The organism is Bradyrhizobium sp. SBR1B (assembly GCF_014198205.1).
GTDB lineage: Bacteria > Pseudomonadota > Alphaproteobacteria > Rhizobiales > Xanthobacteraceae > Bradyrhizobium.
On the sequence record NZ_JACIHC010000002.1, the window covers coordinates 555647 to 568704 of the forward strand.

Annotated in this window: 13 protein-coding genes; 5 read left to right on the plus strand and 8 right to left on the minus strand. The window is 66.5% G+C overall.

Annotated elements, in window-relative coordinates:
• Positions 1-49 precede the first annotated feature (49 nt).
• On the minus strand, positions 50-1234 hold the full coding sequence (locus GGD61_RS07305; RefSeq protein ID WP_092255669.1) for a DUF2125 domain-containing protein: 1185 nt from the start codon (positions 1232-1234) through the stop codon (positions 50-52).
• A gap of 110 nt (positions 1235-1344) precedes the next feature.
• On the opposite strand from GGD61_RS07305, the gene GGD61_RS07310 reads away from it, so the two are divergent.
• Positions 1345-1953, plus strand: coding sequence for a gamma-glutamylcyclotransferase (locus tag GGD61_RS07310; RefSeq protein ID WP_026201635.1), 609 nt, complete (start codon positions 1345-1347; stop codon positions 1951-1953).
• A gap of 97 nt (positions 1954-2050) precedes the next feature.
• On the opposite strand, the gene GGD61_RS07315 is transcribed toward GGD61_RS07310, so the two are convergent.
• From GGD61_RS07315 to ftsE, 4 genes are all read right to left on the minus strand, one after another.
• The gene (locus tag GGD61_RS07315; protein WP_018316250.1) at positions 2051-2824 is read right to left on the minus strand and encodes a 1-acyl-sn-glycerol-3-phosphate acyltransferase; all 774 of its coding nucleotides are present in this window, start codon (positions 2822-2824) and stop codon (positions 2051-2053) included.
• A 23-nt stretch (positions 2825-2847) separates the two neighbouring features.
• Entirely contained in the window at positions 2848-3552 is a 705-nt protein-coding gene (locus tag GGD61_RS07320; RefSeq protein ID WP_092255672.1) for a YdcF family protein, read from the minus strand.
• Positions 3553-3654: 102 nt separating this feature from the next.
• Complete coding sequence (locus GGD61_RS07325) at positions 3655-4623, minus strand: ABC transporter permease (RefSeq protein WP_092255675.1); 969 nt, start codon at positions 4621-4623, stop codon at positions 3655-3657.
• Positions 4616-5275, minus strand: coding sequence for a cell division ATP-binding protein FtsE (gene ftsE / locus GGD61_RS07330; protein ID WP_020508614.1), 660 nt, complete (start codon positions 5273-5275; stop codon positions 4616-4618). The genes GGD61_RS07325 and ftsE overlap by 8 nt, the downstream gene beginning before the upstream one ends.
• A gap of 161 nt (positions 5276-5436) precedes the next feature.
• On the opposite strand from ftsE, the gene GGD61_RS07335 reads away from it, so the two are divergent.
• Positions 5437-6318: an MJ0042-type zinc finger domain-containing protein gene (locus GGD61_RS07335; protein WP_092255678.1), complete on the plus strand. Its 882-nt coding sequence runs from the start codon at positions 5437-5439 to the stop codon at positions 6316-6318.
• 41 nt (positions 6319-6359) lie between these two features.
• Positions 6360-6734 (plus strand): response regulator, encoded by a 375-nt coding sequence (locus GGD61_RS07340; RefSeq protein ID WP_018316255.1) that lies wholly within the window; start codon positions 6360-6362, stop codon positions 6732-6734.
• 192 nt (positions 6735-6926) lie between these two features.
• Here the strand turns inward: GGD61_RS07340 and GGD61_RS07345 are convergent, their stop codons facing one another.
• Together GGD61_RS07345 and GGD61_RS07350 are read right to left on the minus strand one after the other, a co-directional pair.
• Positions 6927-8072 carry a DUF4175 family protein gene (locus GGD61_RS07345; RefSeq protein ID WP_092255681.1) on the minus strand — a complete coding sequence of 382 codons (1146 nt, stop codon included), beginning with the start codon at positions 8070-8072 and terminating at the stop codon, positions 6927-6929.
• Complete coding sequence (locus tag GGD61_RS07350) at positions 8060-10009, minus strand: TIGR02302 family protein (protein WP_092255683.1); 1950 nt, start codon at positions 10007-10009, stop codon at positions 8060-8062. The genes GGD61_RS07345 and GGD61_RS07350 overlap by 13 nt, the downstream gene beginning before the upstream one ends.
• A 165-nt stretch (positions 10010-10174) precedes the next feature.
• On the opposite strand from GGD61_RS07350, the gene GGD61_RS07355 reads away from it, so the two are divergent.
• Positions 10175-10558 (plus strand): carboxymuconolactone decarboxylase family protein, encoded by a 384-nt coding sequence (locus GGD61_RS07355; protein ID WP_018316258.1) that lies wholly within the window; start codon positions 10175-10177, stop codon positions 10556-10558.
• A gap of 229 nt (positions 10559-10787) precedes the next feature.
• On the plus strand, positions 10788-11678 hold the full coding sequence (locus tag GGD61_RS07360; protein ID WP_092255685.1) for an NAD(P)-dependent oxidoreductase: 891 nt from the start codon (positions 10788-10790) through the stop codon (positions 11676-11678).
• Positions 11679-11781: 103 nt separating this feature from the next.
• Here GGD61_RS07360 and lysA read toward each other — a convergent pair whose 3' ends face one another.
• The gene (gene lysA, locus GGD61_RS07365) at positions 11782-13047 is read right to left on the minus strand and encodes a diaminopimelate decarboxylase (protein ID WP_092255688.1); all 1266 of its coding nucleotides are present in this window, start codon (positions 13045-13047) and stop codon (positions 11782-11784) included.
• Positions 13048-13058 lie beyond the last annotated feature (11 nt).

Here is a 13058-nt window from a genome sequence, read left to right on the forward strand (position 1 = left end):
CCGTCCCGGATTGCGCTTCGCTCCATCCGGGCTACGGCAGCTACGCCACCTAATACAGCGGCGGGATCTGGCCGACCTTGACCGGCCCGAGCAGCACGGCGCCGTCGACGAATTTCAGCGGGAAGCTTCTCGCCTTCTTGCCTTCCAGCATGCTCTCGGTGCCGATCGAGTTGATGCCGGCGGCAACGCCGGCATTGGCGTTCTGCTTGATCACCTTGCCGAGGCCGGGAACGGCGCGATCGAGCGCGCCGAACAGATTGTTGAGGTCCTGCGACTTCACCCCGGGCGCAACGCGGTCGAGCGTGGCCTGCGGCACACCCTCCTCCAGCATCTTCTCGATGCCCAGCGCCGGGATCACGCGCTCGAGCCCCGTCACCGTCATCTGCAATTCGCCGTCGAGCCGGCCGTTGGCCGAGAGGGCGAGCGTGCCGGCCGCAACCGCGATCATCTCGCCCTGCTGAATCCGCGACAGCACGATCTCGATGTGGCCGCCGGCGGCCTGGATCTCGCGGAAGCGCTGCGGCCAGGGCTTTGGCGTCAGGTCGGACAGGCCCGTGATCTTGGCGCGCGTGTCCGCCTCGAACGGCTCGGCAAGCAGGGGATGAACGCCCTGGATGCTGCCCTGCGCGACTTGGAGCACGGTCTCGATCACAGGATGATCGGCCGGCGAGCCATCCGCGAGGCGTCCGTGCAGCTCGACCTGCTTGGCGCGCGCGAGCGGCACCTGCATGCTGCCGTCGAGACGATTGATGTTGGGATCGTCGAACACGATGGAGGCGCGGTCCGGCACGGCCGGCAGGCCGACCACGCTGCTGCGGCCCTTGCTCCAGTTCACCACGAAGGTGTTTTGCGTGACGCCGTCGGTCAGCGTCGCGGGCGCTGAGAATTCGGCGATGACGAGCTTGGGATCGTACACCTGGGCAACGACCAGGATGTTGTCGAGCTTGGCCGTGAACGGCGTCTTGCTGGCATTCTGCGAGACCAGGGCGACGCTGGCGCCGGAGCACTGGACCTCGAAGCGGAACGGGAAGCCGGCGATCGAGCGCTTGGCGCAATCATAGATGCGGCCGGACTTGGCCTCCTGCGCCCGCCACGCGTCGGCGACCACTTCGGCCTGCGAGGCCGCGTAGAACCAGAAGCAGCTCCAGGCGACGGCGAGGATCAGGACGAGGACGGGGGCAATGAAAAGGCCCCAACGGGAACGGCGGCCTGCGGCAACGGTCATATTGGACATGCGGCGACCCTTTGGCCCCAGATTTTGGCAAATGTAAGCGAGGCCCGCCCCCGACGAAAGGCGGAGAATTCGCTTCGCTTGAGGGCGCGGTTCTGGTAGCCGTGCCCGAAATGTCCGAAATCACCCTCCCCTCCGTCACCACAGCCACGGGCGACCTCTGGGTGTTCGGCTACGGCTCGCTGATGTGGCGGCCGGGCTTCGACTTCGAGGAGCGCGTCCCGGCACGGCTGGTCGGCGAGCACCGGGCGCTCTGCGTCTATTCCTTCGTCCATCGCGGCACACCGGAGAAGCCGGGCCTGGTGCTCGGGCTCGACCGCGGCGGCGCCTGCCGCGGCATCGCCTTTCGCGTCGCTGAAAAGAACCGCACCGACGTGGTCGCGTATTTGCGGGCGCGCGAGCAGGTCACCTCGGTCTATCGCGAGGTGATGCGCTCGGTGTGGCTGGAGAACGATGCGCGCCAGCGCGTCTCCGCGCTCGCCTATGTCGTCGACCGCGGCCATGTGCAATATGCCGGCCGCCTCTCGCTCGCCGAGCAGCACCGCCATGTCGTCCAGGGCCACGGCCAGTCCGGCGCCAATCGCGACTATGTCACCGCGACGGTGAAGGCGATCGAGGCCGAAGGTTTTCGCGATACGCAATTGCATCAGCTCGCAACCATGCTGCATGGGGAGGCGCATTCCCTGCACCCGCCGGCTCGCGACGATCGAGAGAGCCGCTAGAGCATGATCCGGAAAAGTGCGCAGCGGTTTTCCGGAAAGATAATGCTCAAACAATAAACTAAAGCGCGATGACGATTCATCCTAATCTCATCGCGCTTTAGCTCTCCGACGGGGCGTAACTCGGCGAGGCGCCAATCAGTTGCTCCTGCTCCTTGCGGCCGGCCTCGACGAGGCGGCCGGTTGCCTCTTCGATCGCCGTCTGCACACGGGAGAGAAACTCATCCTTCGGCAGGCCCGATGGCAACGGATCGAGGAATTCCACCACGAGCGTGCCGGGATAGCGCATGAAGGTGCGGCGGGGCCAGAACAGGCCGGAGTTGAGCGCGATCGGCAGACACGGCACGCCGCAGGACGAATAGATCTGCGCGAAGCCGGTCTTGTAGTCGGGCGGCGCGCCCGGCGCGCGGCGCGTGCCTTCCGGAAAGATGACGAGCTGCCGGCCCGAGCGCACCGCCTCGCGCGCCCGCCGCGTCATGTCCAAGAGCGCCTTCACGCCGGCCTTGCGGTCGATCGCGATCATCCCGGTCTTGACCAGGAACTGGCCGAACACCGGGATCTGCATGAGCTGACGCTTGAGGATGAAGATCGGACGATTGAAGAAGCCGGGCAGCACGAAGGTCTCCCAGAACGACTGGTGCTTTGCCACGATCACAAGCGGCCCCTGCGGGATGTTCTCGACACCGCGGAATTCGACCTTGATGTTGCAGACCACGCGCATCAGGACCAGCGTCGCCTTGGCCCACCATTGCGCGACCGTCAGCATGGCGCGCGGCGGCAATGCGAAGGTCGGCAGCGCCACGATCGCGAGGCAGACCAGCACGGCGTAGAACAGCACGTTGAACACGAGCGAGCGCAGGAAAATAAGGAACATCGACGATCCGATTATTTTGCCGATCAATTGGCCTGTGCGGTGGCGGGCCGCTTTGGCTGCTGACCTGCAGGCTGCTCCGACATCTCGGGCGAAAGGTCAATCCCGAAATCCTCCAGCCGCACCCTGAGCTCGGCCGCGACGTACTTGACATATTCCGACAGCAGCAGCCGCAAGGTGGACGCCGATGTCCACCACGGTTCCTCGCGCCATTTGTCGCCGACCACCGCGAACGGGATCAGCGTCGTCTGCGGCATCGCATGCGAGAATTCCACCAGCGCGCGCGGCATGTGATAGTTCGAGGTGACCACGATCAGCGACTTGAATCGGCGGCCGTCGGCCCAGCGCCGCGCCTCCGCCGCATTGCCGCGGGTCGAGAGCGCGGTGCGGTCGAGATCGACACAACAGGTCATGAAGGACTGGTTCTCCGGCAAGGTCCGGGAGATGTCACTCGCCGTCGACGTCGGGTGCACGCCGGAGATCAGGAGCCGCCTGCCGTAGCCGGCAGCGAGCAGCTCCATCGCGTCCGACACCCGCGAGGAGCCGCCGGTCAGGACCACGATGCCGTCTGCCCTGCGGCTTGGGGCGATCTCGGCGCCGCGCAATTGCGACAGGAACGCGATGAAGCCCGCCGCCGCGCCGACGAAGGCGAGCGCAATCGTCGACACCACGGCCGCGCGCAGCCAGCCGCGCGGCAGGTTCGGCGATCGATCGTCGGTCGGCGAGGTCATATGATGTCGATGATCCCTTCCCTGAGGTGATTTTAAAAGGTTTTGAGGCGAAGTGGAGTCCGGTTTCTTCGCCCTCTCCTGCCGGAGAACGGAAGAAAGAACTCAATCAACATCGTTCAACGTCGCAAACAGGGTCTGGCGTGAGGCCACCGCGGTGATGGCGCCGATCAGCACGGCCTGGGCCGCGAGCACGATGTAGCCGGACGGCCGCAGCGAGAAGGTGCCGAGCAGCGCCGCGAACTGGTCGCCGACGGGGGTACCGGAAAACCAGCCGGCGATCGACTCGGAGAAGCCGAACACCAGCATGGCGGCGCCGCCGCCGATCACGCCGCCCTCGAGGCCGAGCCTCAGGAAATGACGCAGGAAGTGATTGGCGATGTAGCGGTCGCCGGCGCCGACGAAATGCAGCACCTCGACGATCGGACGGTTCGCCGCCATGGCGCCACGGGTCGCGAACGAGACCGAGATGATGGTGGCGATGATGACCAGCGCGAGGATGCCGAGGCCGGCGAGCACGGTGGCGTTGGTCATCGAGCGCATCCGCTCGATCCAGGCGCGGTGATCGTCGACGCTGGCACTTGGCGCGACCTGGGTCACGCGCGCGCGCAAGGCGCCGAGATCGAGCAGCGTGCCGGGTTGCACACGCGCGATGATCATGCGCGGCACCGGCAGGTCGTCCATCGACAGCCCGGTGCCGAGCCAGGGCTCGAGCAGCTTGCCGCTCTCCTCCCGGGTGAACGGCTTGACCTCGACGACGCCGGCTTGCGCGCGCATCGCCTCCGTCACCGCCGCGGTGTCGCGTTCGAGATCGCGGCCGGCCTGCGGGCGAACCTGGATGGTGATCTCGCTGGCGACGTCCGACTGCCATTCCGCGGCGGAGGCGCTCACCAATAGCACCGTGCCCGTGGTCATCGACGCCAGGAAGGTCATGATGGCGACGACGGCGACCAGCGCGCGGCCCTGGATCGAGGCGCGCGGCACGATCGGCGACATGTTGCGCGCGTTGGCTGGAAGCTGCGGACGCTCGTGTCCGAGGTCGACCAACACGCCGCGCTCGTCGGTCCTACTCATAGACGTGCAACCGTCCCTGGTGCAGCACCAGCCGCCGGGCCTCGTACTGGTCCATCAGGCCGATGTCGTGGGTCGCGATGATGACGGCGGTGCCTGATTTGTTGAGCTCGATGAAGAGGCGCAGCAGACGGCGTCCGAGCGTCGGGTCGACGCTGCCGGTCGGCTCGTCCGCGAGCAGCAGTTGCGGCCGCGAGATGACGGCGCGCGCGATCGCCGCGCGCTGCTTCTCGCCGCCCGACAGGATCGGCGGCAGCGCGTCCATGCGGTCGCCGAGCCCGACCCAGCGCAGCAGGTCGATCACCTCCTTGCGATAGCTCGACTCGCTGCGGCCCATGACGCGGAACGGCAGCGCCACGTTCTCGTAGGTCGTCATGTGATCGAGCAGGCGGAAATCCTGCAGCACGATGCCGATGCGCTTGCGCAAATCGGCGATCTCGTCCTTGCCGAGACGCGAGATGTCGTGGCCGAACAGATTGACAAGTCCCCGCGTCGGCCGGTGCGACAGGAACAACAGGCGCAGCAGCGAGGTCTTGCCGGCACCGGAGGGGCCGGTGAGGAACTGGAACGAATGCGCCGGGATCTGGAAGCTGAGGTCGCGCAGGATCTCCGGCCCCAGACCGTAACGCAATCCGACATTTTCGAACCGAACCAAGCTCAGCTCCGTTCGAGAGGGGACGCGGGTCGCACTGCTGCGCTCCGCCATACGCGACCAACGGGTTTTGCCGCCGTTATGGTTTCCGGTTCGTTAACGGTCGCCTTGTAGCATCCAGAGTGCCCGGTTCGGCGCGGCTGGGTCATCGTCGAGGCCCGTCCATGCATATCGTCTGCCCCCATTGTATGACATCCTACGCCATCAAGCTCGCGAGCCTTGGGGCGAACGGACGGGCGGTCCGCTGTTCCCGCTGCAAGGAGACCTGGATCGCCCACGCCGAGGATGCCATCGAGGAGGCATCCGTCCCGGCCATGGCCGCGGCCAGCCAGGCCGACGACCAGACCGACCTTGCCGAGCAGTGGAACTCCTATGCCAAGGACGACAGCGCCACTGACGCACCTGTCGTCGACAGTCCCTCGATCGCCAGCGACTGGCCCGATGAAGAGGCCCCCAAGGAAACCGAGGACGAGTGGTCCGCGGCGGCCCGGGAAGCCGAGGAGGAGGTCGTCGGCGCGCAGCACCAGTCCTGGTTCCGCGGTCTGTTCGGCCGCCGCGGCGCGCGGGTGAGCCGTCCGGTCGCCACCGCGTCGCCCAAAAAATCCCATTTCGGCCTGCCGACCGCCTGCGCCGCCATGGGCGCGCTGGTGCTGGCGCTGGTGATCTGGCGCGGCGACATGGTGCGGCTGCTGCCGCAAACCGCCGTCTTCTACAAGATGGTCGGGCTCGAGGTGAACCTGCGGGGCCTCGCCTTCAAGGACGTGAAGCTGTCCAGCGAGACCGTGGACGGTAAGCAGGTGCTGGTGATCGAGGGCGTGATCGTCGGCGAGGGCAAGAAGCCGCTCGACATTCCGCGGCTGCGCTTTGCCGTGCGCGACGGGCAAGGCGCGGAGATCTACGCCTGGAATACGGTGCTGGAGCAGACCGTGCTGCGGCCCGGCGAGCGCGCCTTCTTCCGCTCCCGCCTGGCCTCGCCGCCGCCGGAAGGCCGCAATATCGACGTTCGCTTCTTCAACCGGCGCGACATTGCCGGCGGCAGCGTATAATCGCGCTGCACGGTACCGAGGTTGGTCCGAAAGTTGGTCCCATGCCGAAGATCTTGATCGCCGATGACGAAGATTCGATGCGCACGCTGGTGGCGCGCGCCATCGCCATGGACGGGCACGAAACGGTCACCGCGCAGGACGGCGCCGAGGCGCTGGAGATCCTGACCCGCGAGGACGGCGCCTTCGACCTGCTGCTCACCGACATCCAGATGCCCGTGATGGATGGCATCGCGCTGGCGCTCTCCGCCGCGCGCGATTTTCCCGACCTGACCATCTTGCTGATGACCGGCTTTGCCGACCAGCGCGAGCGCGCCTCGAACCTCAATGCGCTGGTGCACGACGTCGTGACAAAACCGTTCTCGGTCGCCGACATCCGCACCGCCGTGGCGGATGCGCTGGCAGCGAAGAAAACCTGACACCTCAACACAGTCACAGCTGATCCGTCATCCTGAGGCGCGAGCCGTGCGGCGCAACGCGCTGCATGGGGTGCCTCGAAGGATGTACGGCCCCGATGTAGCCGATCCAGCCGGGCCGTCGCCCTTCGAGGCTCGCCGAAGAGGCGAGCACCTCAGGGTGACGGTGATAGATAGGGCACGTACTGGGCCGCCTCAAAAATCCTTCAGCAGCCGCTCGATGTAGTCGAGCTCGATCTGCGGACGCGAGCTGTCGCCGAGGCGGCGGCGGAGCTCTTCGAGGATGCGGCGGACGCGCTGGGCGTCGATCTCGCCCGGGATCTTGACGGTGTAGTCGTCGCTGAGATCGCGGCCATGAAGCGGGCGCCCGAGCGGATCGGTCTGGTTGCCGCCGCTCTGCTGACGGCCGGCCCGATTGCCGGGACCATCGCCCTGCCCGTCGCCATCGCCCTGCTGCATCGCCTCGGCCATCTTCTGCGCGCCCTTGCGCATCGCGTCGAGAGCCTTGCCCTGCGAATCCACGGCACCGTCGGCATTGCCTTCACCGAGCTTCGAGCCGGCATCACCCATGGCACCGTCGGCGGCGTCGAGGCTGCCGTCGTCATCACCCTGATCGCCGTCCTGATCGCCGCTCTGGCCCGGGTCGCCCTGCTGGCCTTTCTGACCCTGCTGCCCTTTTTGACCCTTTTGTCCCTTCTGTGCGAGGCCGCGCTTGGCGAGCTCGTCCTGCAGCTTCTTCAGGCGATCGCGCAGCGACTGCTGATCCTGCTGCAGGTCCGACATCGACTGGTCGCCCTGCTGCTTGCCACGCGAGCGGTCACGCCGGGAATCCTGGCCCTGCTTGAAAGTCTTGTCGCGCAACTGCTGCTGCTTGCGGATCATGTCGCTGAGCTCGTTCAGCGCCTGCTCCATGTCGCTCTCGCCGGATTGCCCGGGCTGCGCCATCTGGAGATTTTCCATGATCTGCGCGAGCTGCTCGAGCATGCGCTGGGCCGCCTCTTTATTGCCCTCGCGCGCCGCCTTCTCGATCTGCCGCAGCAGGTCGTCCAGATCGCGCTGCGTGATGACGGAACGATCGCGATTGGAAGACTGGCTTCTTTCCGTGGCGCGCTTGTATTCCTCGAGCTTCTGAATGGCGTCGGACTGGTTGCTCAGGCTCTTCCCAGATTCCTTCTGCCTGAGGCTGTCGCCGGATTCCTGCATCGCCTTTTCCGCGCTGTCGAGCAGCGCATCGGGATCCTGATCCAGCTGTGCGGCGGCCGGCGAGACGCCGCCCAACAGCAAGGCGAGGCAGGCGATCGACATCACCTTCAAGACTGGCACGGGTGCTAGCTTCCGCATTTCCGGTCCCGCGTAAACTGGTTGGTCCTGTCGTCCCCCGCCTTGTTGGCACGGTTGTTCGCCGACTTGCGATAGGCCTGAAGCTGCTCGCGCAAGACGTCCTGCTGCTGCGCCAGCTCGGCGAGCTGCTCGGGCGTCGCGTGCTGGGTCTTTTGTCGCAGCTCGACGGCCTTGTCGAGGATGAGCTGGACCTCCGCCGGGAACGGCTGCCGGGCGCCGAGCGGATTCTGCTCGGCGCGGCGGGCGAGATCGCGCACCTTGCCGGCCATGGCCTCGCGCAGCTTCTGCGTCAGCACCCTGAGCTCGTCCTCGCTGGCGCCGCGGTCCAGCGCCGCCTTGAGCGCGTCCTGCGCCGAGCGCAGCGCGGCGTTGACGCTGCCGGCGACGCCGTCGTCCTCGATGGTCGTCGCGAAGGCCCACATGCTCGCCACCACGTTGCGCAGCGCATCGTCGGTGCGGGCAGCCTCGAGCTGGCTCGCGAGGCTGCGGAGGCCGAGATAGCAGCCGGCATCCGGCGTGAACAATTCGGGTGCGATCATCAGCGCGTCGAGCGCGGTGTAGACGTCCGAATTCCTGTTGGCGTCGAGCGCGAGGATGCGGCGCTGCTCGATCAGCGCGCGTGCGAGCGAGTTGGTGAACAGGCGCTCGGGCAGGCGCATGTTGAAGGGTTCGCTCCTGGCCTCGTTGCCGGCCTCGTCCTTGGCGGTGAGCGTCAGCGTGACGTCGGCGCCGGCATAGGGGTCCTCGCTGAGATCCTTCACTGTCTGGCCGACGCCGTTGCGGGTGCGCGCGTTCGGCAGCACGAGCGGGAATTGCGGCGGCTGGAACAGCGGCCGCGCCGCGGCCTTGCCGTCGGAATCCTTGCTGCCATCCTTGCTACCATCCCTGGCGTCGGCGGGGCGCAGGGCAATGTGGGCATCCCCGCCGGTCACGCCGTAATCGTCCTCGATCTTGTAGGAGAGCTGGAGCCCGCCGCGCGCCTGGCGCTCGGGATCCTTGGCGAGCGCGATCGTCGGTGCACGGTCCGGCGTTGCCGCAAACGCCCATTGCGGCTGGCCGGAGGGCGCGCGGACATGCGCGGTGCCATCTGCCGTGATGGTGAAATGCTTCTCGTTGGTGCCCTTGGGCGCGGCCTCCGCGGGAGCAACCTCCTTGAGGCCGCCGGAGACAACGACATCCAGGCTGCCGCCGGAGGAGCGTACGATCAGGGTCGAGCCGGCGGGAACGGCAAGCGGGCCGGCGGCGGGCAGCGCCGCGGCCTCCTTGTTGGCGGCCGACAGGATGACCGGCGGCTTGCCGGTATAGAGCGGCGGAGTGACCCAGGCATCGACGCGAACATTAGCCGGCGCCAGCACGCCGTTCCAGTCGAAGGCGGCCCCGAGCCGCATCGCGCGCTCGTCGCCGGCGGCGAAGAAGGTCGCGACCAGCATCACCATGACCAGCGCGCGCAGCGCCCAGGGATCATGCAGCGCGAGCCGCGGATGCGGCAGCCCGGCGCGGATGCGCTTGAGCGAGGCCAGCGTACGCTCGCGCTGCGCCTGCCACAGCGCCTGTGCGACCGGGTCCTGCGAGGACAGCGTGTCCGTCAGCGTCGTGGCCGGGCGATGACGGATGCCGGAGCCACGATCGAGCCGGCTGAGCGCCTCCTCGCGGCTCGGCCAGCGGAAGCGAATCAAGGGAAACAGGACGGCAATTGCGATGCCGGCGAAAACAACGAGACCGATGGCACGGGCAACGAACGGCAGCGCCAGCCAGAGGCCGGCCCAGGACACCACCAGGAACAGGCCGACGACGGTCAGCAGCCGCGCCAAATTCGGCCAGGCACGCTCCCACGCGATGGCATAAATGGCCCGATCGAGGGCCTGCGCCAGCTTCAGCCGCGACAGAGCATCGCCGTTGCGGATCGGGTCTGACGGGTCGGGGGTGACGCCGTTCAATCAACTCTCCAGGTTGCCCGGTAGAGAAGCCTATCACAACGGCAGCACTGAGGCATCCGTTCCGGTACGGGAGACACCCCTTTTCCCGCATAACACGAGGACGTGACTGGCCCGCTGCAACCCCGTAATTTCCGCGCCGCCCCGAGGGAGACGAGAGGAAACGCCATGGACAAGAAGATGCACGACAAGGGCCTGGAAGTCCGCAAAGCGGTGCTGGGCGAGGCCTATGTCAACAACGCCCTGAAGAATGTCGACGACTTCAACCGCCCGTTCCAGGAGATGCTGAACGAGTATTGCTGGGGCACGGTGTGGGGCCGCGAGGAGCTGCCGCGCAAGACCCGCAGCATGCTCAACATCGCCATGATCGCGATCCTCAACCGCCAGCACGAGTTTCGCGCGCATCTGAAGGGCGCGCTGACCAATGGCGTCAGCCGCGAGGAGATCCGCGAGATCCTGATGCAGGTGGCGATCTATGGCGGCATGCCCGCCGCAGTCGACAGCTTCCGCATCGCGCGCGAGGTGTTTGCGGAGATCGACGGCAAGGCGTGAGATGCAGCGCCAATCTCCGCTGTCGTCCCGGACAAGCGCAGTGAAGCGGAGCGTAGATCCGGGACCCATCACCACAGGGAGATGTGGTTAAGGGGACTCGGAGTAACCGCTTCGGCATAACAACTCCTCCCTGGGATTATGGGTCCCGGATCGGTGCGCGCTTTGGGCGCGCTTGTCCGGCACGACAGCGAGGATGGAGCAACAACAACAACAACCAAAAGGAAACACCATGGACATCGGATTCATCGGGCTCGGAAACATGGGTTTCCCGATGGCACGGCGGCTGATCGAGGCGGGACACCGGCTCGTCGTGTTCGACACGCGCAAGGAGGTGACGGGCAAGCTCGTAGCACTCGGCGCTAAGCCAGCGACATCGCCGAAGGACGTCGCCGATCAGGTCGAGACCGTGATGGCAAGCCTGCCCTCGCTGCAAGCCTCGCTCGAAGTCGCAACGGGAGCGAACGGCGTGATCGAGGGCCGCCGGGCAAAACGCTTCGTCGATCTCTCCACCGTCGGCTCGGCGATGGCCGTGAAGATTCACGACCTGCTCACCAAGCGCAACATCGTGCAGATCGACTGCCCCGTCTCCGGCGGCGTCGGCGGCGCCGAGAAGGGCACGCTGGCGGTGATGGTCTCTGGGCCGAGAGCGGAATTCGAGCTGCTCAAGCCCGCGCTCGACGTGATCGGAAAGGTGTTCTTCATCGGCGAGAAGCCCGGCGCCGCGCAGACCATGAAGCTCGCCAACAATTTCCTGTCGGCCACCGCGATCGTGGCGACGTCGGAAGCCGTGGTGATGGGCGTGAAGGCCGGGCTCGATCCCGCCGTGATGATCGACGTCATCAACGCCGGCTCCGGCATGAACACGGCGAGCCGCGACAAGTTTCCGCGCGCCGTGCTGCCGCGCAGTTTCGATTTCGGTTTCGCCACGGGATTGATGGTGAAGGACGTCCGGCTGGCGCTGGAGGAGATGAAGCAGCTCGGCCTGTCGATGGAGGTCGCGGACGCGGTCGGGCGGTTGTGGGAGACCGTGATCAGCGCAGAAGGCGCCGAGTCCGATTTCACCGCGGCGATAAAGCCGATCGAGAAGAAGGCGGGGGTGGTGGTGGGCGAAAAAAAATAACGCCAAACCCGTAGCCCGGATGGAGCGCAGCGTAATCCGGGGTTGTTACGGCTCGGCGAGAACCCGGATTTCGCTGCGCTCCATCCGAGCTACGATCACTGTCTCACAGCCACGGCGCGGGCGTATCCATCGCGATCAGCTGCTCGACCTCGATGCGCGGGCGGACCACGGCGTACTGATCGTCCTTCACCAGCACCTCCGGCACCAGCGGGCGGGTGTTGTAGGTACCGGCCTGCACCGCGCCATAGGCGCCGGCGGTCATGATGGCGATGAGATCGCCGGGCGCCGGCGTCGGCAGCGTGCGGTCGAGCGCGAGATAGTCGCCGGTCTCGCAGACCGGGCCGACGACGTCGGCCATGATGGTGGCGGCGCCCTTGGTGGGCTGCTTCACCGGCAGGATGTCGTGATGCGCCTCGTACAGCGTCGGGCGGATCAGGTCGTTCATGGCGGCGTCGATGATGACGAAATTCTTGCCGTCGCCGTGCTTCACATAGATCACCTTGGCGACCAGGATGCCGGCATTGCCGACGATCATGCGGCCCGGCTCGAACATCAGCGTGCAGCCGAGATTGTGGCTGACGCGCTTGACCATGGCGGCATAGGCCGCCGGCGCCGGCGGCGCCTCGCGGTCCATGTAATAGGGAATGCCGAGGCCGCCGCCGAAATCGACATGGGAGATGTTGTGGCCGTCGGCGCGCAGCGTCTGCACGAATTCGGAGAGGATGCGGAAGGCGGTCTCCATGCCGGAGAGGTCAGTGATCTGGCTGCCGATGTGCACGTCGGTGCCCGTCACCTCGATGCCCGGGAGTTTCGCGGCACGGGCATAGACCTCTCGCGCATGCACGATCGGGATGCCGAACTTGTTCTCGGACTTGCCGGTCGAGATCTTGGCGTGGGTGCCGGCGTCGACATCGGGATTGACGCGCAGCGAGACGCGCGCGGTCTTGCCCGTCTCGGTCGCCAGGCGCGACAGCAGCTCGAGCTCGGGCTCGGATTCGACGTTGAGACAGAGGATGTCGGCGGCGAGCGCGGCGCGCAGCTCCTGTTCGGTCTTGCCGACACCGGAGAACAGGATCTTGCTTGGCGGAATGCCGGCGGCGAGCGCGCGCTTCAACTCACCGCCGGAGACCACGTCGGCGCCGGCGCCGAGCTTGGCGAGCGTGCGCAGCACCGACTGGTTCGAGTTCGCCTTCATGGCGTAGCAGACCAGCACCTTCTCGCCGGCGAAGGCATCGGTGAAGACGCGATAGTGCCGCTCCAGCGTCGCGGTCGAATAGCAATAGAACGGCGTGCCGACGGTTGCGGCCAGCTCGGACAGGTTCACCGCCTCGGCGTGCAGCACGCCGTTGCGATAGTCGAAATGGTTCATGACGCAGGCTC

Bases quoted from the DNA above. Each gene is read 5' to 3' on its own strand.
- GGD61_RS07305 (WP_092255669.1), bottom strand. From the start codon at position 1,234: ATGTCCAATATGACCGTTGCCGCAGGCCGCCGTTCCCGTTGGGGCCTT.
- GGD61_RS07310 (WP_026201635.1), top strand. From the start codon at position 1,345: ATGTCCGAAATCACCCTCCCCTCCGTCACCACAGCCACGGGCGACCTC.
- GGD61_RS07315 (WP_018316250.1), bottom strand. From the start codon at position 2,824: ATGTTCCTTATTTTCCTGCGCTCGCTCGTGTTCAACGTGCTGTTCTAC.
- GGD61_RS07320 (WP_092255672.1), bottom strand. From the start codon at position 3,552: ATGACCTCGCCGACCGACGATCGATCGCCGAACCTGCCGCGCGGCTGG.
- GGD61_RS07325 (WP_092255675.1), bottom strand. From the start codon at position 4,623: ATGAGTAGGACCGACGAGCGCGGCGTGTTGGTCGACCTCGGACACGAG.
- GGD61_RS07335 (WP_092255678.1), top strand. From the start codon at position 5,437: ATGCATATCGTCTGCCCCCATTGTATGACATCCTACGCCATCAAGCTC.
- GGD61_RS07340 (WP_018316255.1), top strand. From the start codon at position 6,360: ATGCCGAAGATCTTGATCGCCGATGACGAAGATTCGATGCGCACGCTG.
- GGD61_RS07345 (WP_092255681.1), bottom strand. From the start codon at position 8,072: ATGCGGAAGCTAGCACCCGTGCCAGTCTTGAAGGTGATGTCGATCGCC.
- GGD61_RS07355 (WP_018316258.1), top strand. From the start codon at position 10,175: ATGGACAAGAAGATGCACGACAAGGGCCTGGAAGTCCGCAAAGCGGTG.
- GGD61_RS07360 (WP_092255685.1), top strand. From the start codon at position 10,788: ATGGACATCGGATTCATCGGGCTCGGAAACATGGGTTTCCCGATGGCA.
- lysA (WP_092255688.1), bottom strand. From the start codon at position 13,047: ATGAACCATTTCGACTATCGCAACGGCGTGCTGCACGCCGAGGCGGTG.